The sequence below is a fragment of the Nesterenkonia rhizosphaerae genome (assembly GCF_039544555.1).
In the GTDB taxonomy this organism is placed as follows: Bacteria; Actinomycetota; Actinomycetes; order Actinomycetales; family Micrococcaceae; genus Nesterenkonia; species Nesterenkonia rhizosphaerae.
Genome location: NZ_BAABLW010000001.1, coordinates 1 through 26339 on the forward strand (window position 1 = coordinate 1; position 26339 = coordinate 26339).

Sequence of the window (26339 nt, forward strand, 5' to 3'; positions counted from 1 at the left end):
GACTCAAAGACCTCCCCGGCAGCCAGCAGCTTTTCCTTCAGCTCAGCGAAGTTCTCAATGATCCCGTTATGGATCACCGCCAGCTGGCCCTCATCACCGAAATGTGGGTGCGCGTTCTGATCAGTGGGCCCACCATGAGTCGCCCACCGGGTATGACCAATACCGATAGAAGCTGGACGCATCGGAGCAGCATCAATCTCTGCCACCAGATTCACAAGCTTCCCGGACTTCTTCCGGCCCTCGATCACACCATCAGCAACGGTGGCCACACCAGCGGAGTCATACCCGCGGTATTCCAGACGCCGCAAACCTTCCAGCAGCACATCTAAGGCAGCATGCTCACTGGTCTTCTCAGGCAGGCCGATATAGCCAACAATTCCACACATGCACACCAGGGTACCGTCGGAGGCGTAGCTGTCACTTAAGTTGCTTAAGTCCCATATAGTCCCTTGGAGCGAAACCCATGCACAACTTCGCAGGGACCTCTTCCTTATGAAAACCTGAGAGCAGGCTAGAATTCCACTCATGCTTGGAGGGCCCACTACCACAGAGACACGCGCTATTACTCGCAAGGCCATGCTGAGCGACTACGTTGACAAGGCTGCAACTCGAGGGGTAGCCCTCGAGGCCACTGCGCTGCGGACAGAATCAACGGCGATGCGTGCCATATTGGCTCACGCCGCAAGCGACGGCCGATTAGAATGCGATGAGCTCGTTAAGAACGTTCTAGCCGGTTCGACTCAGGGTTTGGACCCCGAATGGACAGCAAAACTGGCCCGAGTGTGTGCACTGCAGCAAAGCCATGACACAGATCTCGAGTTTGCACTTAGAGCGTTCAAAGTGATGAACGCTGCTCTTCCCAAAACCGTCGACTACCGGCGCTTCCACAAACTCCACGTGGAGCTTCTTACCCAGGAAAGCCAGTACGAGGACGCGGAACGACTTATTGAACAGAACCCTGACCTTCAGGCTCTCTACTACGGTTATCTTAAAACAGACCTGAAAAATCCGTTCCTCCGACAGGATCCGTCTCTTCACACTGCATGGCTCGAAGCTTTTAACGCCCCACTCCGCAACAAGTGCCTGGCAGAAATCCGGCTCAACGATGACATCGACCAAAAGCCATTCGACCGGCTAGAAACCGCAACCGAACTCTCCGCGATCGAAGACGGCCCATTAGTAACAGTCATTATGACGACTTATCATCCTGACCCGAATGGTGTTCTGGTCTCAGCACGATCGATTATTGAACAAAGTTGGAGGAACATCGAACTGCTTGTAGTTGACGATGGCTCCCCTTCAGAATATAACGACACCCTTGACGCGCTCGCTTCTCTCGATCCCCGTGTCCGAGTTATACGACTCCTAAATAATGGGGGCACCTACCGGGCGCGAAATGTAGGGATTTCAGAGGCACAGGGCAAATACATCACGGGCCAGGACGCGGATGACTGGTCACATCCCCATCGCATCGAGCGACAAGTCCGCACGCTCGAAGCAGACCCCGCGCTACCTGCTGTACAGGCTTTTGCCATCACTATGAACGAAGACCTGGTAAGGATGCGACCGGGATATAACCCTTTCATCCAGAGCGCTCCTACCTTAATGGTGAAACAAGAGATCGCCGAGAAGCTCGGTGGCTATCTGGACGCTCGAAAAGCTGCAGACAACGAGTTCCGCCACCGTATCAGCAGGTTCACCGGCAAAGAGGTTAAGCTGCTCAAAGAACCGTTGATCTTTATGCGAATCCTCGCCAGCTCCCTTTCGCGAGGAGATTTCCGAGCTGGTTGGCAACATCCCGCACGCCGGGCGTTCTGGTCCTCTTATGTTGAGTGGCACGAGTCCGCCGTTGAAGAGGAACTTGCGATTCGCCCTGGCGAAGATCCACCAGTTTTCATTCCCGAGCGGTTCAAGGTAGAGCGAACTCGCACGGACAACCGTCACCCCGAATATGACGTTGTTTTTGTAGGCGATTGGAGGCAGCTCGGCGGACCTCAAATCTCCATGTTGAATGAGATTGAAGCGCTTCGGCAGCAGGACCTACAGATTGCTGTCATGCATTTGGAAGCCACTCGTTTCATGGCTAGCAGTGCCAAGAAGCTCTGTGCCCCTGTACAGAAGCTGATCAACGAGGGCGCTGTTACGCAGCTTCTCCCTGATGAGAAAGCAAATCTCAAACTTCTTGTCCTGCGCTACCCGCCAATTCTGCAGTTCCCTCCAGATACTCCTATTTCGGCAAGCGTAGAACGTTTAATCATACTGGCCAACCAAGCACCTTCCGAGCGCGATGGCTCTGATATTCGGTACATCCCTGTGGAATGTGCAGATAATGCAGAGCGATTATTCGGCACCCGAGGAACATGGGCACCCCAGGGCCCTACGGTTCGGTCTGCGCTGGACGGTCTACTCGATCCGGACGAAATCGCAGAGTATGACATCCCAGGCATTATCGACACGGACCTCTGGCGCGCTGATCGCTCGTATTTCCGCGGAGACCGCCCTATTCTGGGCCGTCATTCGCGCGATAATGCAATGAAATGGCCTGAGGACCCGGCAGACCTAGAGGCGGCGTACCCCAGCCACGGCAAATTCGACGTCCGGGTCATGGGTGGCGCACGAGCTGCGCTCAAAGTAACCGGGGCCTCGCGCGCGCCCTCGTCATGGGTCATATTCGAGACCAATGAGATGCCAGTAAGGGCCTTCCTCAACAGCCTCGACTATTTCGTCTACTTTCAGCACTCAGCCGCCTACGACGCTTTCGGGCGCGCTGTCCTCGAAGCTTTGGCTTCTGGGTGCGTCACAATTCTCCCTGCTCACTTCCAAGAGACCTTCGGGAACGCTGCGATATATGCTGCGCCCGATCAGGTGGAGGAGCTTGTGAGCTACTACCACGAGCGTCCTGTCGAGTTCGTTAAGCAAGCGAACCGGGCCATGGAGATAGTCGAGGAGCGATTTAGCTTCAAGGGCTACGCTTCCCTCATTCAGAGCATTCTCGCGCAGGACCAGCGCTAATCAGAAAGAACAGGTGTTATGAAAGCTCTCTCTCCAATACAGCGACTGAACGCGGGGGTTCTCTTGCTGGGTCTGCTCGTAGGGTCGGCGCTGATCCTTCTCGAAGCATGGCAGTGGGCGGCCCTTGCGGGTTTGCTTTTAATTGCATTGGTGGGCTGGACAACGGTTATGACGACTGTTGTTACCAACCGTGCGGCTAAGCGTAGTTTGGATAGTAAGCGCGCCGCCCAAAGAACAGAGCAGCTAGCTCGTCAACTATCAGACCACGCAGCGGACTCGTCACAGGACATTTCCAGTGAACTGAGGGACAGCGTTCAACGCCTTAGCTCACAGTTACTTCCAGTCTTGAAAAGCACACATGAGCATTCCAAGGACAGTGCCGAATACTCTCGCAAGGCGTTGACTCGTCTTCGCAACGACCTCCCAGAGATTTCGGGCGCTATCAGAGAGCTAGATCATCAGTTCGTCGATTTCAAAGAACAACTGACGCAGTCTCAGAAGCGCCTTATGAACCGAGTCCGCGCTGACGTATCACCGGTGGCCCCTGCGCTGGAATCGATGGAAGCTCGTGTTGAGAAGAGTGAACGCCGACTCCTCGGAGCCTACGAGGGCGAACGTTTGGCACAGCACGACCGGTGGGAAGGCCTCCAGGGACATCTGCATGCTCTAGCCGACACCCTCCGCGTTCATGGTGCGTCCGTACATGACATCGCGGCCCAGGTGACGAACCTCGGCGAAAAAAGTCACGAGCTCGAGAAAAAACTCCAGTGCTTCCTAAAACAAGACGCCGTCCAGGAAGACGAGAACCACACACTCATCGCCAACTTTGAATCAGCTCTCGCCCGCAGTCGCGATCGCCTGATGAGCCGCGTCCAAGTAGCAGTACGCGAAGAAACCCGCCAGGTCGAATCCCTCATGCAACTTCTGCCCCAGATCCAACCGCGCGCGATTCTCCCCCCTTCGGGGCGTTGGGCTATGGACGCGAGAGCGTTGCTACACCTCAGCGACCTCGTCCGAAACCGGCAACCAAAGAACATCGTTGAACTCGGTGGAGGCACCTCGACCGTATGGCTGGGTTACCTATGCGAGTCCTACGGAGGGAAGGTTGTGTCTATCGATCATGATGAACATTTCGCGGAAATCACTCGCAGCAGCGTGCACCGGCACGGACTCCACTCAACCGCCGAGGTCCGGACCGCCCCCTTAGAAGAAATTCAAGTCAACAAACAGGTGTACCGCTGGTACCAAACAACGGCTCTCGAAGACCTCAAAGACATCGACTTGCTTGTAGTAGACGGTCCCCCCGCGTCTTCTGGGAAGGATGCACGGCTTCCGGCAGTACCCCACCTAATCTCTAAACTGTCACCCCGGTGCCTTATCGTTCTTGATGACGCAGAGCGGGAGGACGAACGTGAGGTCCTTGATGCCTGGGCGAAAGATCTCCCCGACTTAGAGAGAATTGACTACGGAGTGAGCCGTCTTGGGGTGCTCGCTAGAGAGGTGCACAATGGTTAGTTTTCCGCACCACACCCCAATCCATCCTGAAGACCTGGCGCAAGGCGCCGCAAACGCCCCAACCCGGCGACTAACCGAACCCAGTAGGTTTTCGCCCCACCCAGGCTTAGGTGCTGTCCGTTATCAAGCGCCTCTGGACGAGGCAAAAAATATCGACTTGGACGCGCTTCTTCTCAACAAAGGCAGTGACACTCTCGTTGTCGCCTTGCATGGAGCGATGGTCCCGGGGAAATACAAACTCCCGCGCTTCGAATGGCTAAGAACCCTCAATTCCACACCCTACAACAGCCTCTACTTCTCAGATCCGACTTTGTTATTAAACGAAGAACTGCTCTTGGCCTGGTACGTTGGATGGGCCGACATGGATCTCTACCCGTTACTGGCCGAGTGGGTAAATAAAACCGTCGATGCTCTTCGAGTCAAACATATAGTCATACTCGGTTCGTCCGGCGGTGGTTTCGCTAGTCTACAACTCGCGCCGTATGTTCCCTACAGTGTTGCACTACCTTTCAGCCCGCAAACCGCCATTTCTCGATACACCGTTAACGGCAGCACGACTCAGCAAAAAAGATTTGTCGACCATGTTATGCCTCACTTGGCACCTGATGGATTCGATAAACTGCCTGCAGGCGACTGGTCGGTCCCGTTAGGCGACCGGGCTTCGGCAGTTCGACGATATACTAAGCCGCAGCAAACTAGGGTCCTATACGTCCAGAACAAGAACGACGTTTCTCACTATAAAGACCATTACACGCCGTTTAAGGAGGTAATAGACACATCCCCCAACCGCGAACGAATTAGATTCAAAGAATACCATGGCCCAGAGCGTCACAATCCCCCCCAAAAAAACATATTTCTCGAGTGTCTTTCTGAAGCAGTCAGTTGGAGCCAAGATCCTTTCGCGCACTAAGATTTTACTAGAGAGCGCTTTGAACACAGAAAATTCTGAGCCCGACAACAGATCACCTGTCAGCCGGGCTTCAGCAGCCTTCACATCTCACCCATCACTCGGTCCCAGTGTGCGCTGAAAAACGAAACTGGACCGGGCCGAGGAACGAACTCACCAAAGTCTAGCCCCTCATGGGAGCGCAACATATCGATACGCATGAAAAGCAGTGGGAGCTCGCTAGAGATGGCTCTAACCAGTTCTAGCTCGCCCGCACCTCCGCCCGGGCCGTCCAAGTAGTCCTCGTCAGACTCAAGGGCCAAATTTTCTCATTGCTTCCAGGAAGGAAATAGCCGACTCTCGTCCCAGGGTAGCGAACAATTTCCGTACCGAGCGCTATCTCGCCAAAAAAGGCGTAGAAGTTCAGGTCCCGCGCCGACTCAAGCTGTTGCGGATGCTCTGAAGTAATTTTTTCGCAGAACCGAGAATTACTTAGGGGTCACTTGTTTAAATTGGAGTTCATTAGGGACTTCATGTGCCCCCTCAGCGACGCCTCCCCTTCAAAGATACCCCCGTTCTTAATGTACCTCCAGCATTCAGAACCTAGCGCCAGATAACACCCCTTCGAACCAGCTCCGTTGGTCGGCTTGATAACGACATTTTCCTGCAGAAGAATTCTCGAGAGAGGTAAGGGGGCCCAACTCAAGGGACGCCTCACCCCAAGACTATCCACGAATTCATAAGCTCTTCGTTTATCATTAAGGACCAGCGGAGTGTATTTACCCCTGCTTTCGCAGGCTGCTATTCCGCGTAACATAAGCTCGCCGTAGAACGAAATTGCCTCGCCTACTGGGATATCAAGATCGCGTACGACTGCAGGGTATTTGATCGGTCGAGGCGCGGCGACGGACACCAGCCCCGTCAACTGTGATAATGAAGCTTGCGAGCTAGCCAGCTTCGAACCTTTAGATAGTGGTGTAATTCTCTCTGTGAGAGCATGACCATAGTCCGCAACCTTCGCGGCGAGTTCCGAGTTAGAACCCATTTTGGCTTCTATTTCTGCCCTGTAGTCATTCCTCGTGCTATCGCTGAAGTTCCTTAATCTCGTGGTTGAGCGTGACGCACCAGGCTGGGCGGCGAGAATGTTCGAGCTGAACACTAGCTCTTAGGACAGTACTCCTGACTTGACGTATAGAATCCAGGTGGCAGTTAGACAACCAGTTACGAGATACAAGGTGGACACGTGGCAGAGACTGACCAGCAGGTCGTTACAGTCATTGGGCAAGGCTACGTAGGCCTCCCCCTCGCCGAGGCAATCAGCGATACAGGGGCGAAGGTCTACGGCTTCGAGATCTCGCCAGATCGAGTGGAAGCTCTGAACTCTGGTGTTTCCCACGTAGACGATCTCAGTGACGATGATCTTCACAAGATGCTCTCAAACGGTTATGAAGCTTCCAGCTCGCCGGAGTGCATCTCGAAAGCTGATTTCGTGGTTATCTGCGTTCCCACGCCACTGGATGAGGGAGGCGGGCCGGATCTTCGCGCAGTCGAAGCTGCCACGCGCACCATCGCCGATTATCTGAAACCCGGGGCCACCGTCATCCTGGAGTCAACGACTTATCCGGGCACGACAGAAGACGTAGTACTTCCCATCCTCGAGGGTGGAGGCAATCTCCATGGGCGGGACTTCTTCCTCGCGTTCTCACCCGAACGAGTCGACCCCGGCTCGCTGCACTACGGAATTAAGAACACTCCCAAGCTCGTGGGCGGACTTACGGCTGTAGCTACGGAGAAAGCTGTCTCGTTTTACGAATCTTTCGTTGACACCGTGGTCCCTCTCTCTGGCGCCAAAGAGGCTGAGACAGCCAAGTTGCTAGAGAACACCTACCGTCACGTGAACATCGCTTTGGTCAACGAGATGGCGCGGTTCTGCCACGATCTTGGTATCGACATCTGGGAAGTCATACGTGGCGCAGCGACCAAGCCCTTCGGCTTTCAGAAATTCACCCCCGGCCCCGGTGTGGGCGGCCACTGCATCCCAATCGACCCGAACTACCTGAGCTTCCAGGTAAAGAAAACTCTTGGCTACCAGTTCCGGTTCGTCGAACTGGCCCAGGAAGTCAATAATTCTATGCCGCAGTACGTCGGCGGTCGTATTGCCGACCTGCTCAACGACGAAGGCAAAGCGCTCAACGGATCCAAGGTTCTACTACTGGGCGTGACTTATAAACCAAACATTGCCGACCAGCGTGAGTCCCCTGCCGTACCGGTCGCTAACGTACTGCGCGATAAAAAGGCCAAGGTCTTGTTCCACGACCCGCTTGTTGAGGAGTGGCGCCTGGAGTCCGGTAACCTTCGCTGCGTTCCTGACCTCGATGAGGCTCTCGGGGAGGCAGATGTTGTAGTCCTCCTACAGGACCATGCCGCCTACGATGTGGAGCAGCTGATTTCTAAATCGAAGCTCTTCTTTGACACCCGCGGCGCCGCAGCAGGATTAGCTGGAGCACATACGCTCTAAAGAACGAGTATCAGGGCCTACGGGGTTCCCAGTTTGCAAGGCGGGGACCCCGTAGACTTAGCTCCTGATGACTGCCTTAGAACCTGCTCCCCGATTTCCTGAACGAGGTTCCTTTATGACCCTCCGGGACTGGCCAGGACATCGGCTCACTTTCCACCGCGCTGAAAAAGCGAGCGACACATTACTAATCACCTTCGATAGCATTACCTCGGATATTTCGTCTAGCGGATTCGGCACGGACTTCGCAGCACGCATGGGGTACGACCACATCTTTGTAGCTCAAAGGAAGAAGTCTCAATATCAGGATCTTTCTCTAGCTGACTTCGAAGAGATAGTTAAGCCTTATAGCTCGCATTACAAGCGCGTTTTTACATACGGCGCCTCATTGGGTGGTTATGCGGCGGTGTACTTCGGCGGGGTCATCAATGCGCAAATTGTCGCGGTGTCTCCCCATAACTCCGCGCATCCCCTGATTCGCCGCAACAACTTCCGACATCTACCCTTTTCGCATAAGGAGATCGTAGACAACCCCGTCTCGGCGCGACCTCCGATCATCATCTATGACCCCAAACTGCCCGATGATCAGTCGTTCATAGACGAACTCATCCTGCCGGCGTATCCTCATGCGCGACTCGTGCAGGTGCCCTACGCAAGCCACAATGTCCTCGCCTCCCTCCGGCTCTCTGGTGAACTCTCTCGCTTTATCAAGAACATTCTCGAGAAGGATGAAATCTCACCCGTGCGGCTCAGGACAGAAGGAAACTACATCTGGCATGCACAATATGGACAGGACCTGAGCAAACACAAGGGTCAGGTAGCCGAAGGGGAAAGACACCTCTGGCGTTCTCTAAATCTGCGATTCACCAAGGACGCGGTTCGTCCTCTTGCTCACCTACTTTTTCAACAAGGTCGCCACGAAGAACTCAGAGCGCTCGAAATGAATGCTGAGCGACAGCTGGCGAAGAAGGGGAAGAAACCGTGGTGGGTTCCGTTCCCCGAAACTTGGCTGACTGGTGCGCCCGAAACGGTAGCCAGCGCTGGCACCTACAAGCGTTACGACCATGTCAACCCAAAAGAACGAATCCCTCCTGGTGGTTCTCTAACCCTGGCCAGTCAGCCGGGTTATAGGATCACACTCCGAAGGGCTGAACATCCCTCAAGGCTTCTCCTCATCTGCTTCGGGACCGTTAGTTCGGGACTAGCTAGCACAGGCTTTGGCTCTGTTTTTGCCGACAAGCAGGGATATGATTACCTTTACGTCGCGCAGAGAAAGCAAAGCCAGTATCAGGAGTTATCCCTGGAGGCGTTCCGGGCCGCCGTACTGCCCTATACGCGAGGATACGACAGAGTGGTGACCTACGGAGGCTCTCTCGGAGGCTACGCCGCAACGTATTACGGCGGGAGCGTCAACGCTTCCATAGTCGCATCCGCTCCCAAGAATTCAGCGCATTCCATTATCAGCCGAAGCAAGCACCAGAACCTCATCTTTACGCACCGTCCGGTCACCGAGGTTCCGGTTTCACAACACACTCCCGTCATCATTTTCGACCCGAAACGAGAGGAGGACGTGACCTTCATCGATGGAGTCATTCGTCCTGCTTACCCGCACGGCAATTACGTGGAGATTCCCTACAGCGGCCACGCGGTCCTACACACTCTTCAGGTGTACGGCGTGCTCAAGGACTTCATCGTGCCCATAATTGAAGAAAACACAGTCCCATATGTGCAGCTGCCTACGGAGGGGAGTTACATCTGGCACGGAGAAAGGGGTCGAGAGCATCTGCTTAATAATGAATATGAAGACGCTGAAACGGAGCTTCGAAAATCACTCGTTGCGTTCTATCACCGTAATGCCGTTTCCACTCTCGCGCGGCTATACACGAAGACCGCAGATCTAGATAGTCTTAGCAAGCTCCTGGACGAAGCAGAGTCCCATCTCGGCGACCGGACCCCATACGCGGTTTTCAAAGCGCTGAAGGACGACCCACGGGTCTCCGTTCTCTTGACCTGACTGATTGGTCTTAATCAACAGGCACAAATACCGTCCACGGCCAGGAGCCTCGTCCGAAGAGCGAACATTCCAGGATTAGGCGCTGCTATGCCTACTTCGCTTCACCGTGGTTAGAGAAAATGTCCGGTACGACCGGATCGTCTCGCGTCCTACCAAGCAGTTTCACGGATGTGTGGAACGCAGATCAGAACCTCTCACGAGGGAGAGAGATGAGCCACACTAAGCGCCCGTCAGTCTAGTCGTACATCGCCTGGCTGAGTGCAATAGCTTCCCCCAAGTGCTCCATAGCCCGGGCCACATCCGTTACTCCGGAGCGAACGAACGAGAATCCTTGTCGGTCAGCCAGCGTCCATCCAGTCCGCTCAGAATGAACGATTGTTCCGGCGCCTAAGTTAGCACTCTTGAGGGGAAGAGCCGCTGTAACTGCGTGGAACACCTGGGAAGTCTGGCTGAAGGCGCTCGTGACCGCACGTCGTAGGGCAAGCTCGAATGTCTCCTTCGAGCCCTCGCTGGGATGAAGTACAACTGAATTCCACCCTCGGTGTTCGGCCTCCAACACAAGGGAGGAATGCGCGCTTCCGCTAGACACCAGCGTCATCGCGCTTCCTCGGGCGTTGATGCTCAGACGGAAGCCATCAAAAGCTCCCCCAGCGAACCTATGCTCCGAAGGTCCCTGAGGCAGAGTATGCCACCACCCGCGGATCCATGAGTGCCCTTGTTCGACCTGCGGGGCGCTCGCCTCCAAATGGGCCTGGGCTGAGGCTACTACTATTTTGTCCACATTGAAGTAGACGCCCAGCCGGGCAATTTCGGCTGTAGCCTCAGGCACCGAACGTGCAGCCACCACATACGATGCCCCATACATCTGTTGGGCCCACTCTAGCCGCTCCGAAGCCATTTTCAACCAATTACGATCTGACATGCCCCACCAAGCGTGTTCGGAGAAGACGTGTTCAACAGCCCAATCGAATGCCTTCGTGATCTTCTCCGAACCCGCCTCGGCGAAAACCGCGACTTTAAAGGCCCCCGACGCCTTCTCCAGCAACTCGATCGATTCGAAGAGAGCTCTATGCAAATGTCTCGTGGAAGCGCTGGCTACAACCAACACTGCGGGGACCTGCAGGTAAGCCTCGGGATTGCGGACCTTCTTCGGGGTGAAGCCCAATGGCTTGCGCCGCACAAAATGACGCCGCGTATATTCGCTGACAACGTCCTCCAGACTGTGGCTCCACGATTCTTGTATGTCAATCACAGTGTCTCTCCCATCAGTAGGGCCGCAGCCTGCGCACCGCCGTTAGTCTTACTGATGCCAGCGAGGCGTTCATGCATATCAATCAGATTTGCAGAGTCGGTCATTTTTGCCAGAGCCATTTCGAGGAGTTGCGGTTGATCATCCGGTACATGCAACCCAAGGCCCTGATCTGCGGCCCAACGCGCCCTGGCTACCTGGTCATCGGTGCGAGTCGCGTCATTAGGAATCCAAACGGTCGGCAGTGCTCCTCGGGTCCATTCGTGGAAAGCGTTATAGCCCGCTGCAGAGACGGCGAAATCAAACGCCCTGGTATATTCCGCCAGCGGATATACCTGAAGGGTCTCGACTCCGTGGAGAGAGTCACCGTGGGCGATCGGGGGTTTTGTCATCACCACGCGCCACCCCGGGGCATAGTTGGCGAACCAGCCCAGGACCGTCTCCTGTAGAGAACCGATGTCGTTGATATTCCCTGCACCGAGGGTGATAAGGACAACCTTGTCGTCCTCGTTATAGCCCAGACGGCGTCTGGCTTCGCTGCGCGATAGGAGGTCATTCTCGGAGAGTAATGTAATTGGAGCGATCTTCACCGCGTCCCTGAGGTCAGTCGTAGGTCCGGCATCGTAGGACTCTGCCAGCTCTCCTGGTTCGATGACTGCGTCAAACTCGGAAGCCCAGCTAAGAGGGCGCGTTGTGGTGTCTTCTTTCCACATGGGTCGGCGCATCCAGACTGCGTGCTGAGCACGCTCTCCAAATGCCTCGCGGAAACTGGGATAGGGCCACGTCCCGTCAAAGACCAACGTATCAGGGGCCACCTCGTCCAGAAGGATTCTGAATCGCTCTCTCGAGTAGCGTCGCCAGGTCCTGGACTCCATACCTAAGCCATCCCTAGAACCGATGTACTCGTACGGCATTCCATAGCGGCCCACGATGTCGACCGCACTGGATAGCGAAGCGAAAACCGGTTCCGCGTCATCCGGCAGTCGCGTTGCTACGGAGAGCAGGCGAGTAAGGTGCCCCATTCCGGCACCATTGCTGGTCACGAAGAGGATCCGGCGCTTACGGTTCATTTCAATTTTCGGCACACGAATGGCACGACCACTCTCCTCCGCGGTGGGCACGATGCCTAGGTCGCGCAGTCGCTTACCATGGAGCGAAGGGTCGAACTTGCGAACGAATGCCTGTCCTTTACGGGACTGTTCCAAAAAAGCCGCACGATCGTCGTAGTAAGCGCGTACCACGTCCATGGCTGTTTCAGGGGATGCATAAAGGGCCGCATCACCGTAGGTCTCACGCAAGTACTCCGGGAGGATCACAACTGCGCCGGCGGCAAGAGCCTCCATCGCCGCTCTTCCGAACGCTTCGCGGAGATCGTGATGATGAAAATAGACCCAGAAATCGATCCGCTGAAGGAAATCACGAGGGTTCTCTCCCCCGAAAGGAATCACGTTCCACGAGGCCGGAGTGGACCCTAGGACTTTGGCGGCTGCGCTGCTGCCCCCGAGGATTTCCACCTGGACCGATTCGTCATCCGGATAGACAGCTAGAATTTCCTCCGCCTGTGCGGGCCATTTAGCCGGTTGCGGACGTGAGTGCCTTCCGATAACTGGCCGGTCACTTACGAAGCCCTCGCGCTCCAATGCAGCCTCTGGCATAGCAAGCAGATTCAGCCAATATTCATCCACCAGATTCACGTCTATGCCTTGTTGGCGGATGGTATCGGCGACGACCGGACCAATCGGGGCCCACATTGGACGTACGCCGAAGAGCGCTTGAAGCTTCTTATCGACTCGGGCCACGTCATAGTGGTAGTTTCCCGACCCGTCCACTGCAGCGTTATTAGCTACGAGGACCACTTTGTCCGCGGTGATGTTGGAGAAAAGTGCGGGGGTCTGCTCAATCACGCTCGGATGTCGGATAATGATGACCTGGGCCCGCAGACGGCTGTGATCACTGGCCACCTTCACGTGCGGGTGCCTGCTGACTGACCGGATGTTTTCGCTCCATCCAGCCACCTTTCCCACCAAGTTACTAGGAGCATGTACAAGGTGTGTTCGAAATCCCGCATCTGCCTGAGCCCGGATTTCTTCGGCCACGCTATGGGTGGTCCCGCCAGGAAGCCGAAAGTCAGTGATGTGAATGACGTCCGTGTCATATCGCGTATTCATCTAGTTGTTCTTCTCCAGGAGAGCAAAGAGGGCGTTACGTAACGCAGGCTGGTCCTGCTTAGTCTTCTTAACGGCTGGATTTTGGTAAGTAGGAGCCGCTTGCTGGAGTGATTGTTGGTGCAGCCGTTCGAGCTTCTCTGTTCGTCCTGCAATGTACTTGTACATCGCGCTCTGCTTCTCTCGGATCCGTTTACGTGTCACCTCATGCAGCTCCCGGTTCTTCTGGAGCATCCGTTCTAGGCTGTTGTGCTTCTGCCGCAGACGCTTCCGGGTCAGCTCATGCCACCCCTCTTCTTTTCTGCGCAGGTCACTGACTTCTTTCCGGAGCCCCTCTAATTCACGCTTCAGCCCGCCCGTCTGCCGTTTGAGTGTCGTGACGCGGGTGCTGGCACGGTAGGCAAACCAGACCGCTCCAAGCACCAATAGCTGTGTTCCGGCCAGGAGAACAACAGCTGCCTCGACGACGCGGTCTGTCACCAGGAAGGCGGCAGACATCGCCAGGCTCACTAAGGCGACTGCAAGAGCTGCGGCAAACCCCCACTGGGCGGGCTTCAGCTTTAACGGTCCAGCCATAAGTTCCTCATTACCTTCCTATAGTGCTTGTTGCTTCGGTGCTGACTGCAGGTTGCGCATAGACGCCGAGTCGCCGGAGGCGGCGGATATATGCATCTGGAGTACATTCGTTCTGAATGAACCGCAGGGCGTTCCGCTGCTGCTCACGGTAACGCTCCGGGTGCCACATATGCTGGACGACGTCCTGAACATCACTCGGCTTGGCATAAACCGCAGCATCTTTGAATACCTGTTCAAAGTGCGTCGGTAGCACGCAGACGACCCCGTAGCTCATAGCTTCCAGGATCGCCATACCAAACGCTTCGAGCCAGCCTTCGGAATGGAAGTAGACGAAGAAGTCTAATTTTTCTCGCAGGTACTCGTCGACTTCGATTTCGTTGAATGCGTATACCTCCCACCCCTGGGCGCCCCGGGGAAGGAAGCCTTTTTGTACAGGGATCTTTGCACCACCCAGGATGCAAACGTTCGCAGTTCCGTCAACCGGATAAACCGCGCTAAACACGTCCCGGTCAGAGGGCCACTTAACCACGTCGTCGCGTCCGTGGCGCCCTATAACGGGAGGACCCTCTCGGAACCGGTTGCGCTGCGCGGCATCCTTAATACGGATGATCCCTTTCCAAGAGAAATCTTCCAGGTCACTGTCTGGCATAAGGGGCTGGAGAAGAGCTCCGACCTGCTCACTCTGCGGTGCCCAGCTGGGACGAAGTCCGAAAAGATGTTCTACGTTCCGGGTGACAACACCAATGTCATAGCTACGACGTCCGCCAGGTTCAAAAGGCGGGTGATTAGCGACCACGACAGCGCGCTTGGCCCTAAGGCCGGCTCGCCGGTCCGGAACAACTTGGACTGCCGTGGGCCAGCGGATGACCAGTAGGTCCGTTTCCGCATCAGTTTCATGGGACAGTCTGTCAACTTGGCCAGAGAAGACCAGATCATCCACCTTTTGATTGAATTGACGCTTAGCTGCGGAGGGAATCAGGCCGTTCTGGAAGGGCAGAACTCCTACTCTGAGACCTGCGTTCAAGCAGACCGAAATCTCTGTGAAAAGCGACGTGGAATTGCCTGCAAGGAATCCAAATTCTGAGGCGAAGACGACATCGTATTTAATGCCACCCCCGGACCCGCTCCCCGGAAGGTACATGTGAGGGGCTACAAAGGCTCGTCTCTGCGACTCCTTCGGCATAAAGGCCGATTCGCGCTCTTCCCGAATTGATCGGTGCCACCGCTTGTATGCACGAAGGTATGCCCTACGGTCCGGTGCAAGGTACCCAACGCCCATATCATCTTGGGTGAGGTTACCGCCCTCCATCAATGCCAGCGCCAGGGGTGCTTTTACGATCGGTTCAATGGTGACACCGTAGAAGTTCTCTATACGGCTCTTGAACTCAGAGTCACCTGACTTCCTGACAGTGTCCCAGTAACCCAGATCTTTGAAGACTGGATTCCGCCGGAACATCAGTGAGGGCATCGACGGATAAATCACCCGTCCCGTGGCGGAGCGAAGCCGAAAGTTTAGGCTCTCGTCAACACGCACCCAGTTCGTCATATTGGCGATCTTGTCCGGATCTGCTAGGAGATCCCTGACCTGGAGTTCGAGCTGTCGAGGATGATGCCAGTCGTCTTTGTCTGCGATGGTAATCAGCTCACCGCGTGCCAAATCCAAACCGTCATTCCGCGCCGAGTAGGCACCTCGGTTCCGCTCGTTCAACACAAGGCGAATGCGGTCATCCCGAGCAGCCAGGCGTTGCAATCTCTTCCGGTACTGGGTGGGGCTGCCCTCAGCATCTATGACCGGAGAGCAATCGTCCACCATGATGATTTCCAGATTCCGCCAGGTTTGCCGCAACAGCGACTCCACGGCGACGTCGAGCGCGGCGGTGGGCTCGTAGATGGGCATGATCACGCTGACCAAAGGATCAGAGTCCGCGAGAGGTGCTCTGGGAGCGCATCCCGAGCGCAAAGCATAGAAGCTAAGCTTCGCATCAGCCAGCTCGACAGGTGCCGCTCCGCCGGCCTCGAGGATTTCGTTGAAGCGATCGAGCCACGCCCGCGGCGCAACGTCTGAGTGACTCGGGTTCAGCGCGTTGAGGCTGAGAAGCTGCTGCGAGTAGTCATGGTCGTCATCCGGGTCGCTCGCATTCAGGACCCTCGCCGATTCCGAAAGTTCGCCCCGCCATCGCAGGAGATCACCATAGAAGGAACGATCCGGACCCACGACGTCCTGGATACCGTGCCACGACTCAACCAGGGAATACAAGGTCAGCGAATCCAGGTGATCGGTTTCGTCTCGCGGCGCGGCGTAGAGGAAGCGAGCCAGCGACAGCACTGCGGTCTTCCAGTGGTCTGCAAGCGCCTGTACCGCTTCGTCTCGGAACTGTGGGGAGCGGCAGGACTCGAGCAAACCGTGGAGCTGTCCGAAGTCGTAGCGTCCTTTCGAAGCTGCATATGCCAAGACGTCCCGCACACCGCCGTTCCGGTTCCGGATGGCGTTCTGTGTAAACCACTGGATCCGACCGGGATTCGAGCGAAGCTCCTTCACCCAGTACCAGACTGCGCCGGAGGAAGGCTCAAGGGTCTCAGGACGCGGATCGCGGTACTCGATAATCGCGTCTTCTACATCAGTCAAGGTGATGTCAGATTTTGCCTCCGCGAAGCGCGCCAAGAACATCCGGACGAACTCTTCTCGACCTGCTCGTCGCGCACTGCTCAGGAGGGCAAGTGCACGTCGCCCAGTAGATGCCTCCAGGGCGAGCTCTAGCAGTTGTTCGTCGGCTAACTTGAAACGCCAAGACTCCCAGAGGATCTCTTCCCCACCGGCGTGTAGCGCTTTCAGTCGCAAATGGAACGGTCCGGGTTCAAGTACTCGCGCCGGGAGAACGAGCGCGAATCCGATTTGCCTAAGCCCTGTCTCAAGACGCGCCTGTTTGTTCCGCATGGTGTTCTGCGTCCGCGCTAGTTCGCTAGTCTCTTGGCCGGTGACTTCTTCAAGCACCAGATCCAGGGGAGCATCGACCGCAGCGGTATGGACCGCCCATCCTGTCAGGGTGCCGCCATCGAGCCGCACCTCCGAGGTAAGGAGCTCTCCGTCGACGTCGATGGAGATGCACTCTGACATTCCCTGAGGCTGCCTGCCGGTGACGTCACCCATGTGGAGGTCGTAACTTGAGTTGAGGTCAGTTCCAGAACGATGGAGCTCGAAACTTCCGCTCAAGGCTTCCTGAACCGAAATCGCTCCCGCGAAATAATGGAGTGACTTGCGAGGAAGCTCATCATTATCGGTAGGTGTGATGGCTTGCAGTAGCGCTTCACTCTCACCTATGCGCAGGACGGCCCTGCGGTTGGTCACATCACCGCTGAGACTTACGCAGGCGTAGGTGCCCGTTACGCTCAGCTGCTCGACTTTGATGTTGTCGTTGATTGTGGGCTGCCGTAACCAGGCGTCGGAAGGTTCAGGGTGGTTGTCACGAATCCTGGTCCGCTCGCGTTCAGCTGATTCCCGCTCGCTGGACGGCAACAGCAGCCGCTGTTGAGCTATCGAGATCCATAAGTTCCTGGAGTCTCTGGCGAAGACCCTGACGTCGTGCATTTCGTCGTCAAAGAACTCCCCCGGAAGCTGAGTCCCGAAGAATCGACCGACGGGACCCTGCAGGTTGAACCTGTCACGCCTCCACGGTAAGGAGAGTGCGCCCGCGCGCGCGTCTTCAACTAGTTGCCCATCGACCACGATGCGAACACGCGTGGAATCATCCCCCACAGCGGCCCAGCCAGCCACCTGAGCGCGGGAGCTGATGAGAAACTGACCATTCAACCCGCCTGCTTCATCTACCGTTGCATCAGGAGCCTCCAGCACCTCCTCATGCAGTAGCTGGTCTGAGGCGCGGTGCACCAACTGCACCCGGTAGGAACTGCCGGTCCACCAGCTGGCAGGCAGTGCTCCAAGAAATCCCACGTTGCGCGTGAGAAAGTCACTTTCTGGGAGCTCACCACGGAAGATATTGCAAGTCAGGGTGTCGACGGTTTCGCCATCGATCCGCAGATCGAGCACGGGAGCACCGGAGTGCACCGCCTCGGAGTCATAGAACCAGCCGCTAATGCGGCCAGCCTGGAAATTGACGACTTTGAATTTCATTGACCTGCGATCAGAGGAGTTATGGGCCAGCAAACCAGCGACCAGATTACCAGGCTGCCGTCTGGCGACTCCGAATCTTAGGCTTCCTCGTTGTCCTCTGACCCTGGAGTGTTGACTGACGCAATATCTGCACTCCCCATGAGAAGGAGTCGCCCTGAAGTCTGGCACTCTCCTTTGCTTGCAGGATCAGGGGCGGGAACCCTGCAGAGCGATAGAGTCTCCTCGTGGTCTGACCACCTTCTCCTCGAAGAAAGCACACCGTATGAAGTTTCCCTCCCCGCTTGTCTCAGAACAGATCGAAAACGGAGCAGTAAACGTTCCTGTTGCAACTGTCCCAAGTCTAAGTTCGTTCCGCCCTCATACCGGCGTTGGGGGCGTTCGTTATCTGGTAACCATAGAGCAGGACGTTTTGCTTGAGACTCTCTTGGTAAACAAGAAGAGTGACACAATCATTGCGGTCTTTCACGGAATGATGGTGCCTGGTCACCATCACCTACCTCGCTTCGAGTGGCTACGTACTCTGCAGAACACGGAGTACAGCGCCATCTACTTCTCAGATCCGACGTTGTCCATCGACCCCCAGCTGAAGCTCGGCTGGTACCTGGGTTCGGAGAGTCTTGACCTGTTCCCGGTGCTAGCCAGCGTTCTCGCTCAAGCAGCTGAAGCGACCGGAGCTTCACACCTGATTCTCGCAGGCTCCTCTGGCGGAGCCTTTGCGAGCCTCCAGGTGTCCTCATACGTGCCAGGGAGCATGGCCGTGGCGTTCAACCCTCAGACGGATATCGCGAAATACCACTGGCCGGCACAAGCCAGTTATCTCAAGCGGATAGTACCCCAGCTGATTCCTGACAAAGGCTCGCGCAAACGATGGTCCCAGGCGCTTGGACCACGAACATCGGTACTCAAGCAATACGCGCAGCCTAGGGCCAATAGAGCCCTCCTCCTGCAAAACCGCAATGACCCCCACCATGTGAAGAATCACTTCGCACCATTTCGTGAGGCCATCACGAACAGCCCAAATCGGGACAACTTCATCTTCGAGCTTTACGACGGACCCCAGGGTCATGAACCTCCCAGCAGGGGGCATTTCCGCGATGCCGTGGTTCGGGCCCACGACCTGCTCGCGAGTCCGGCAGTTATTCTGTAGGGCATGACCCGCCACGCCACTTCCTCGCCAGCTGAGCAGCGCCACACATCGGCCGTGGAAGATTTTATCCGCGATGCGGTAGAGCCGCGCCGAAGTGAGCTCAATACTTGGGAGAAGCCGCTCGGTTCGCGAGGCATACTAATTGTGGACGCGCGCAAGCGGAGAAAAGTCACCGCCACAAAACTCACCCCCCCGAACGCTTTGCCCGCCTATGTCCTTACACGCTCGGGAAAAACGATCGGCGGAATCGACGGGAAATACACGACGCTAGTAAGCCACCAGGCACGCCAAGCAACTCACTCGAGACAACGGTTGCGCCAGTACCTTATGGCCTCCGGAGTACCGGTACAGTCGAGCAAGGTTTTTCAGCACAGTCAGGACCAAGCCGCCCACCGGCATAGTGCTGCGATTAATGGGCCTACAGTCATCAGGCCTACAGCACGAAGGGCTCAACAGGCCGGTACTAGTATCGTCCAGGATCCCGCCCAGTTCGAATTCGCGTGGGCGAAAGCTCTCCGCGCTTTGGACAACCTACGCCTCGTTGACAGGCAAATCGACGTCGAGCCCCATACACGAGGGCTTCTGCTGCGCATTTATGTTGTAGGGGAAAAGGCTGCAGCTGCAGTAGTCAGAGTTCCGCTCTACGTCACTGGCGATGGGCAAACGAGTACTCAGGGTCTCTTGGAGCAGGAACTGCGGAGACGCGAACAGTGCGGATACCTCAAGGAACAACTACCAACTCTGGACGAGGAGTTTATCTCGGGTCTCACCGTGTCCCCGGACTACGTACCGCACGAGGGTTCTTTACAAGTTTTACAGCCACTAGCGGACCTCCACGGCGGGGGCGGGTTGAGCATCGATGTACTCGAGGTTGTTGCCCCAGGTCTGCTTGATCTGTCTGTAAATGCCATGTGGGCGTTCCCCGGACTCTCCGCTACGGCGGTGGATATCATCACTCCGAGTCTTGACTCCGCAGACGAGGCAGTAGTCCTCGACGTCGATCCTGGGGCAGATCTTTCGGAGTTTATCTATCCGGCCTACGGACGAGAACGACGGGTAGGTGTGGCGATCCTAGACCAGATGCTGTCGCAGCGTCCCTAGCCCACATCCTCGAACCACTTGAGATTAGTACTTGTGGTGCTCGCTGGCGGTGATCTTCTTCTCGGTGGAGCCCACATGAAGCTGCGCCTTCCGGACCGCATCAACATACTCCTTGAACGCGTCGGTGGTGAGATCCACAGCAACCGCATCAAAATGCGCCCACTCGGTGTTACCCAGCTTCACGTGCTTCTCCACCATGCCGGCACCCGCAGCTACAGCTAGCGCTGAAGCCATCCAGCCAAAGTCATGGCTTGAGTAGCCTGGCACAATACGTGGACCCGGCTTGGACGCCTGCTGTTGTGCTAGTTCGGCGTAATGACGCACTACACCTATGTTGGTGTGTTCATCCGGTGTGGGGTACGCCGAATTGCAGTGCAACAGGTACAGAGTGTCCTGTTTGGTGAAGGTCTCAATCAGCCAATCCTCGTAAGCCTTGTCCGTCATTCCGGTGGAGATCACCAGTGAGCCGGTGTAATTGTTGGCCACGTACTCCAGGTAGTCCTTCTTCCTGGAAATGGTGGAGGGAAGCTTAACCAGCGGTATATCCAGCTCGCCTGTCATCCACTGGAAGGACGGCTTGTCCAGTACGGAGGCAAACCATTTGATGCCTAGGTCTTTGGTCAGCTCATCAAGGAAAGTGAATCCGGCTTTGTCCAGCTCCAGCTGGCGGCGGTAATCGCCAAAGGTAGTCCCGAAGGGGGACTTATACGGCTTGGCCAGCTGTTCCGGCGTGTAGAAAGTTTCCACATCGCGCTTTTGGACCTTCACCCAATCCGCTCCCGCAGCGTGGGCGGCACGCACCAGCTTCTCTAAACGATCCAAGTCCCCGAAGTGGTTGGTGGTGATCTCCGCGGTGATCTCGACTGCCGGGATCTCAGTCTCAGGCTCCGTCGTTGGCAGCTCGGCGGCTTCTTTGACCGTAACCTGAAAGCGCTCGTTAAGCAGTTCTGGGGTTAGGTCGGAGAACTCCCGGGTGCCTACGTGGTGCACATCTAGGTTGGAGTCCTTCAGCGTATAAAGCGCATTGCGCAGGATGAACTCCTGCAGTTCCATGCCTGCCCGGCGGCGGTTGGAGAGTTGCGGCCGGTATTGCGAGGCAGCGGCTCGGGCCAACCCGGCGTCCGGCGTGAAGTCGAAACCGACCATATAGACAGTCTGCTGGCGTCCGCGATGGTCAGCGATTGCACGCGCAATTTCTAAGGCAGTGAGGAACATCGCTTCTTCGATCGCTACTTCGGATCGATCCTGGAAACGCAGGAGCATCTGATCTTCAGCGTCGTTGGACAGAGCGCGGAAGGGCAGTTTCACTATGTCCCGGCCCGGCGCGGCGAAGTCGGTGGAAGTCACGTAGGTCGCTGAGCGGAACCCGTCTTCTGCAACCGACTCCCCCACCCAATCTTCGTAGAAGATGGTGATGTCCGTGGGGTGGATGCGCTCGGCATCATTGATGCCGATGAGTACTGCGTTGTTGAAGACCCGGGTATGCACCAGGTCCGCGGAGGGTCCTTTACCGAGGATGACGATCGTGTCGGTGGTGTATCTCGAGGCGGTACTTGCGGCCAGGGTAGAGATAGCCTCCGCGGTAGGGTTCGTCATCGATATAGACCTCACAGTTGTGTTCCAAGGCGAGCTGCACCCCAGCGAGCAGGTCCCACGAGTAGGCGCCCACGGGGTTGATGAAGGTGGCCAGACGTCCTGTGCAGACCCCGTAGAGATTGTAGACCGCGGCACCCATCACGCGAGCTTGCGGTGTTCTGGCAAGCTGCTCCACCAACTCATCGCTGATTGCAGATGAGAACGCAGTGATGCGTGATGATGCGTAAGTAACGGTGTCGCCAGTGATCAGACGTTTGCCCAGGTCCGGCAGTACGATCATGCTTCCGGCATGCCTGGGGCCCCGGAAGATCGAAACCGCGACTCCCCATTCCGGCAGGTTCGACGCAAAGTTCTCTGTGCCGTCGATGGGATCCACCACGGCTGTCCATCCCTGGGGTTCGGCGTCCGGGTCCCACTGTCCTTCCTCCCCGACGAAGGTGAGGTCTTCCATATGGGACGACAGATAGCGCTGCAACGCCTGCTGCAGAAGGAGATCCGCTTGGGTCACCGGAGTTCCGTCGTTCTTCAAGGTCACATCTGACCTTAGAGAATCCAGCTTGGGAAGCAGCTCGGTGATCAGATCAGAGGCTCCCTCAAGAACGCTGCGGGTGCCACTCCGAATATCAGTCATCCTGCGCAGTCTATCTTCTGGCGTCCGGAGGCCATCAGTGCGTGGAGCGAACGTCGCTCTCTCTGAATTTGCGTCCAAGTTGAGCGAAGGTCCACCCTGCGGCTTCCCATTCAGCAGCAGCAAGCACATTACGGGCATCAACGAACCGCTTAGCAGCTACCAGATCCTCCAGATCACCCGGGGTCAGCGCCTTGAACTCATTCCACTCAGTGGTCAGCACCACCAGCTCAGCGTCCTTGACCGCCTCAGCCAGGGAATCCACATACCCCAGACGCGGGTAGCGCTTTGCTGCGTTCTTATTGCCCTCAGGGTCATAGACATAAACATCAGCACCAGCGTTGAACAACCGGGCAGCCACATCCAGGCCAGGAGCATCACGGACATCATCAGAAAGCGGCTTAAAGGTAATCCCCAGCACCGCGATCTTCTTACCCACCACATCCTGGTCCAGCAGTTCAAAGGCCCGAGCCACAGCCTTCTTACGCCGCCGCAGATTGATCTGATCAATCTCATCCAAGAACTTCATGGAATGATCCAGACCCAGCTCCGCCACACGGGTCTGCAGGGCACGGATGTCCTTAGGCAGGCAGCCGCCACCGAAACCCACACCAGCGTTGAGGAATTTACGGCCAATCCGGTCATCGAAACCGATCGCATCAGCCAAGGTGGTGATATCACCGCCAACAGTCTCAGTGACCTCAGCAAAAGCATTGATGAAGCTGATCTTGGTGGCCAGGAAGGCGTTAGCAGCGACCTTCACTAGCTCAGCGGTCTCAAAATCAGTGGACACCCACGGGGTCTGCCGGCCCAGGGCTTCGGCGTAGACCTCACGCAGCTTCGCCTCATCAGCTGCAGCTCGGGTGCCTACCACCAGACGGTCAGGACGCAGGGTGTCTTCTACCGCGAAGCCCTCACGCAGGAACTCTGGGTTCCATGCCAAAGACAGCTCCACACCGGGGTTCTTCTGCTCCTGCACCAGGTCATAGAGCCGGGCAGCAGTACCCACCGGGACAGTGGACTTACCCACAATCAGGGCACCGGACTTAGTGATGGAGCGCACCAGGGAGGTGGTGGCGGCATCCACGTAGGTCAGATCAGCGCCGGTGCCGCCTTTGACCTGCGGGGTGCCTACCGCGATGAAATGCACATCACCCCAGGCTCCGACTTCGGACATATCGGTGGTGAAGCGCAGGCGACCAGAATCCACATGTTTGCGGATCAGTTCCGGCAGGCCGGGTTCGTGGAAGGGCAGCTCACCGCGGGAGAGGGAATCGATCTTCTCCGGGTCGACATCAACGCCGACGACGCTGAAGCCGAGCTCGGCCATGCATGCAGCATGGGTCGCTCCCAGATAACCGGTACCAATAACACTGATATTCAAAGTCACGCACCTCATCATAGATGCCTGTCAGGTAACAAGTTGCCCGGCATCGGGCCCCGGCGCCTTGATCTCGGGCAATTACCGGGCACCGCAAAGCCACCAATCAGGAGCAGCTGCCTACACTCGCCTTCCGACCACATCACAGGAGGAGACTATGGCTCAGCACACCCCTGAGGACTTGATCGCCACACTCAAGGACATAGGGACCTGCATGTTCACCACCGTGGACTCCACGGGTCGTCTGGTATCCCGGCCTATGGCGGTATCTCATATTGATGAGGATCACCGGTTCTGGTTCTTTACGCCGGTGGATTCCGAAAAGATCGACGACGTCCTGGGCGACGGCCACGTCAATCTCGGCTTCGTCGCGGATAAGACTTGGGTTTCTGTAGCCGGTACCGCCGCTCTCGTCACTGACCCTCAGAAGAAGGCTGAGCTGGATGACCTCGGAGCCGAAGCATACTTCAGCGACGGCGCGGACGACCCCGACGCCGCTCTTCTGTGCGTCACCCCGGATACCGCCCAGTACTGGGAGGGACCTGGCAAGGCCAGCGCGCTGGTGAAGCTGGTGAAGTCCTCACTCAGCAGCGAAGATACTCCAGACATGGGAGACCACGGCAGGGTGAACCTGTGACCATCCACTGAACCACACGTGGAGGTCCCGAGCCTGCACTCAGCTGTTGCGAGTCAGGCCCGGGCCCTTCAGCGCTTACGGTGCGTAGTAGACGGGGGCGTTCGGGCCCAGCGGCACATCAAGCCACATCCACCCCAGGGTCATTGCTGACCACACCGCCATGAACGCGATGGAGTACGGCAGCATCACCGAGATGAGCGAACCGATACCCAAACGCTTGTCATAGCGCTGGGCCACCACAATCACAATGGCGAAGTAGGGCAGCAGCGGAGATAGGATATTAGTGGCCGAATCCGCCACACGGTATGCAGCCTGAGTGAACTCCGGCGAAATCCCCAAGTGCATCATGATCGGCACCATGATCGGAGCCAGCAGCGCCCACTTGGCCGAGGCCGAACCCACAAACAGGTTCACCACCGAGACAAACAGCATGAAGGCCAGCACCAGCGGGAAGCCGGTGAGGTTGATGGACTGCAGCGCGTCAGCGCCAACCACAGAGACCACACGCCCCAGGTTGGACTGGTTGAAGTAGGCGATGAACTGACCAGCGGTGAACGCCAGCAGCAAGAACATGCCCATACCGGCCAGAGTCTTCGAGACGTGGTTGACCGCGTCAGTGTCATTGCGGACCACCTTGGTCACAATGCCGTAGACCAAGCCAGGGATGAAGAACGCCGCGATAATCACCACGACCAGCGAGTTCATGAACGGCGACTGCACGATCCCGCCGTCGTCACCGCGCAGCGGGCCGTTCTCAGGAATGATCAACGCAAGCAGCGCAGCAACCGTCACCACAAGGGCGATACCAGCGGCAATCAGGCCCTTCTTCTCCACGGTGGTGACCTTCAAAGACTCACGGTCTTCACCTTCGACGACGCCCTCGCCCTTCCACGAACCCAGGCGCGGTTCGACGATGAAACGCGACACCAAGGTGCCCACAATCGAGAGCACCACAGTGGAGGCGATGATGAACCAGTAGTTCATCGCCAGGTTCATACCCTCGGCGTACTCCGGATCCACAGTGCCAGCAGCTTCAATGGTCAGCTCACCGAGCATCACGTCTGTTCCAGAAAGCAGCAGATTCGCGCTGAAGCCCGCCGAGACGCCCGCGAACGCTGCGGCAATGCCGGCCAGCGGGTGACGGCCAAGCGCCACAAAGAGGATGGCCGCCAACGGCGGCAGCACCACATAGCCAGCATCTGAGGCTAGCGAGGACATGATGCCGGCGAAGACGATGGCGAAAGTCACCAGGGTCCGCGGGATAGACAAGATGAAAGTGCGCAGCGCAGTGCCGATCAGCCCGGTCTGCTCGGCCATGCCGATGCCGATCATGGTGGCCAGCACAACACCCAGCGGAGCGAAGCCCAGGAAGTTATCCACCATGGAGGTGAACATCCACTCGATGCCCTCACCGGAGAGCAGGTTGAAGACCTCCACACTGCCGCCCTCAATGGGGTCCTCCACGGAGACACCAACCTGGGACAGCGCCCAGGAGAGCAGCACAATCAGCAGCGCCAGTCCGGCGAAGAGCGTCACCGGGTGGGGAAGCTTATTGCCGGCGAACTCGATACCGTCCAGGAAACGCTGGAGAATACCGCGCTTACCCGGACCGGTGGGACGCGCGAGGTCGTCGTCGGTGGTGTCCGCGGTGCTGCTCATTATTGATGTCCTCTCGTGGTGTGCTTGTCCCGGAGCATCCTCGACGATGAAAGCATCCTGGTCAATGCCTGAACGTTTCGTGATATCACCGGTGGGCGGTAGGATAGAGCGCTGGATTTGGCCATATGC

The 26339-nt window shown here is 56.8% G+C and carries 16 protein-coding genes and 1 pseudogene; 7 read left to right on the forward strand and 10 right to left on the reverse strand.

Annotated features, from left to right (window positions below):
- Nucleotides 1–386, reverse strand: a pseudogene (locus ABEA23_RS00005) (glutamine--fructose-6-phosphate transaminase (isomerizing)); the annotation flags it as partial.
- Nucleotides 387–576: 190 nt separating this feature from the next.
- On the opposite strand from ABEA23_RS00005, the gene ABEA23_RS00010 reads away from it, so the two are divergent.
- Nucleotides 577–3012, forward strand: a complete 2436-nt coding sequence (locus tag ABEA23_RS00010) for a glycosyltransferase (RefSeq protein WP_345476100.1) — start codon at nt 577–579, stop codon at nt 3010–3012.
- Between the two features lie 18 nt (nt 3013–3030).
- Nucleotides 3031–4527, forward strand: coding sequence for an O-methyltransferase (locus ABEA23_RS00015; RefSeq protein ID WP_345476101.1), 1497 nt, complete (start codon nt 3031–3033; stop codon nt 4525–4527).
- A gap of 990 nt (nt 4528–5517) precedes the next feature.
- Here ABEA23_RS00015 and ABEA23_RS14200 read toward each other — a convergent pair.
- Complete coding sequence (locus tag ABEA23_RS14200; protein ID WP_425577069.1) at nt 5518–5736, reverse strand: ATP-grasp fold amidoligase family protein; 219 nt, start codon at nt 5734–5736, stop codon at nt 5518–5520.
- Nucleotides 5737–6656: 920 nt separating this feature from the next.
- Here ABEA23_RS14200 and ABEA23_RS00020 point away from each other — a divergent pair.
- A complete protein-coding gene (locus tag ABEA23_RS00020) occupies nt 6657–7931 on the forward strand; it encodes a nucleotide sugar dehydrogenase (protein WP_345476102.1) in 1275 nt (424 codons plus the stop codon).
- 67 nt (nt 7932–7998) lie between these two features.
- Nucleotides 7999–9942, forward strand: a complete 1944-nt coding sequence (locus ABEA23_RS00025; RefSeq protein WP_345476103.1) for a hypothetical protein — start codon at nt 7999–8001, stop codon at nt 9940–9942.
- A 235-nt stretch (nt 9943–10177) separates the two neighbouring features.
- Here the strand turns inward: ABEA23_RS00025 and ABEA23_RS00030 are convergent, their stop codons facing one another.
- The 4 genes from ABEA23_RS00030 to ABEA23_RS00045 form a co-directional block, all read right to left on the reverse strand.
- On the reverse strand, nt 10178–11194 hold the full coding sequence (locus tag ABEA23_RS00030) for a hypothetical protein (protein WP_345476104.1): 1017 nt from the start codon (nt 11192–11194) through the stop codon (nt 10178–10180).
- A complete protein-coding gene (locus ABEA23_RS00035; protein ID WP_345476105.1) occupies nt 11191–13095 on the reverse strand; it encodes a hypothetical protein in 1905 nt (634 codons plus the stop codon). The genes ABEA23_RS00030 and ABEA23_RS00035 overlap by 4 nt, the downstream gene beginning before the upstream one ends.
- Nucleotides 13096–13359: 264 nt before the next feature.
- Nucleotides 13360–13866, reverse strand: a complete 507-nt coding sequence (locus ABEA23_RS00040; RefSeq protein ID WP_345476106.1) for a hypothetical protein — start codon at nt 13864–13866, stop codon at nt 13360–13362.
- Nucleotides 13867–13942: 76 nt separating this feature from the next.
- Entirely contained in the window at nt 13943–18061 is a 4119-nt protein-coding gene (locus ABEA23_RS00045) for a glycosyltransferase (protein ID WP_345476107.1), read from the reverse strand.
- Nucleotides 18062–18323: 262 nt separating this feature from the next.
- Between ABEA23_RS00045 and ABEA23_RS00050 the strand changes: the two genes are divergently transcribed.
- Nucleotides 18324–19208 carry a hypothetical protein gene (locus tag ABEA23_RS00050; protein WP_345476108.1) on the forward strand — a complete coding sequence of 295 codons (885 nt, stop codon included), beginning with the start codon at nt 18324–18326 and terminating at the stop codon, nt 19206–19208.
- Nucleotides 19209–19889: 681 nt separating this feature from the next.
- Entirely contained in the window at nt 19890–20309 is a 420-nt protein-coding gene (locus ABEA23_RS00055; protein ID WP_345476109.1) for a hypothetical protein, read from the forward strand.
- 24 nt (nt 20310–20333) lie between these two features.
- Here the strand turns inward: ABEA23_RS00055 and ABEA23_RS00060 are convergent, their stop codons facing one another.
- From ABEA23_RS00060 to ABEA23_RS00070, 3 genes are read right to left on the reverse strand one after another with little or no spacing between them, the layout of a single operon-like run.
- Nucleotides 20334–21905 (reverse strand): N-acetylneuraminate synthase family protein, encoded by a 1572-nt coding sequence (locus tag ABEA23_RS00060; RefSeq protein WP_345476110.1) that lies wholly within the window; start codon nt 21903–21905, stop codon nt 20334–20336.
- Complete coding sequence (locus tag ABEA23_RS00065) at nt 21817–22536, reverse strand: inositol monophosphatase family protein (protein ID WP_345476111.1); 720 nt, start codon at nt 22534–22536, stop codon at nt 21817–21819. The genes ABEA23_RS00060 and ABEA23_RS00065 overlap by 89 nt, the downstream gene beginning before the upstream one ends.
- A gap of 34 nt (nt 22537–22570) precedes the next feature.
- Nucleotides 22571–23932 carry a UDP-glucose dehydrogenase family protein gene (locus tag ABEA23_RS00070; RefSeq protein ID WP_425577070.1) on the reverse strand — a complete coding sequence of 454 codons (1362 nt, stop codon included), beginning with the start codon at nt 23930–23932 and terminating at the stop codon, nt 22571–22573.
- A 139-nt stretch (nt 23933–24071) separates the two neighbouring features.
- Between ABEA23_RS00070 and ABEA23_RS00075 the strand changes: the two genes are divergently transcribed.
- Nucleotides 24072–24551, forward strand: coding sequence for a pyridoxamine 5'-phosphate oxidase family protein (locus ABEA23_RS00075; protein WP_345476112.1), 480 nt, complete (start codon nt 24072–24074; stop codon nt 24549–24551).
- A gap of 75 nt (nt 24552–24626) precedes the next feature.
- Here ABEA23_RS00075 and ABEA23_RS00080 read toward each other — a convergent pair whose 3' ends face one another.
- Nucleotides 24627–26210 carry an AbgT family transporter gene (locus ABEA23_RS00080; protein WP_345476113.1) on the reverse strand — a complete coding sequence of 528 codons (1584 nt, stop codon included), beginning with the start codon at nt 26208–26210 and terminating at the stop codon, nt 24627–24629.
- Between the last annotated feature and the right edge of the window lie 129 nt (nt 26211–26339).

Excerpts from the sequence above, each read along its gene's own strand:
- ABEA23_RS00015 (WP_345476101.1), top strand. The coding sequence starts at position 3,031 with ATGAAAGCTCTCTCTCCAATACAGCGACTGAACGCGGGGGTTCTCTTG.
- ABEA23_RS00025 (WP_345476103.1), top strand. The coding sequence starts at position 7,999 with ATGACTGCCTTAGAACCTGCTCCCCGATTTCCTGAACGAGGTTCCTTT.
- ABEA23_RS00075 (WP_345476112.1), top strand. The coding sequence starts at position 24,072 with ATGGCTCAGCACACCCCTGAGGACTTGATCGCCACACTCAAGGACATA.
- ABEA23_RS00045 (WP_345476107.1), bottom strand. The coding sequence starts at position 18,061 with ATGAAATTCAAAGTCGTCAATTTCCAGGCTGGCCGCATTAGCGGCTGG.
- ABEA23_RS00065 (WP_345476111.1), bottom strand. The coding sequence starts at position 22,536 with ATGACTGATATTCGGAGTGGCACCCGCAGCGTTCTTGAGGGAGCCTCT.
- ABEA23_RS00050 (WP_345476108.1), top strand. The coding sequence starts at position 18,324 with ATGAAGTTTCCCTCCCCGCTTGTCTCAGAACAGATCGAAAACGGAGCA.
- ABEA23_RS00070 (WP_425577070.1), bottom strand. The coding sequence starts at position 23,932 with ATGAGGTGCGTGACTTTGAATATCAGTGTTATTGGTACCGGTTATCTG.
- ABEA23_RS00080 (WP_345476113.1), bottom strand. The coding sequence starts at position 26,210 with ATGAGCAGCACCGCGGACACCACCGACGACGACCTCGCGCGTCCCACC.
- ABEA23_RS00010 (WP_345476100.1), top strand. The coding sequence starts at position 577 with ATGCTGAGCGACTACGTTGACAAGGCTGCAACTCGAGGGGTAGCCCTC.
- ABEA23_RS00060 (WP_345476110.1), bottom strand. The coding sequence starts at position 21,905 with ATGACGAACCCTACCGCGGAGGCTATCTCTACCCTGGCCGCAAGTACC.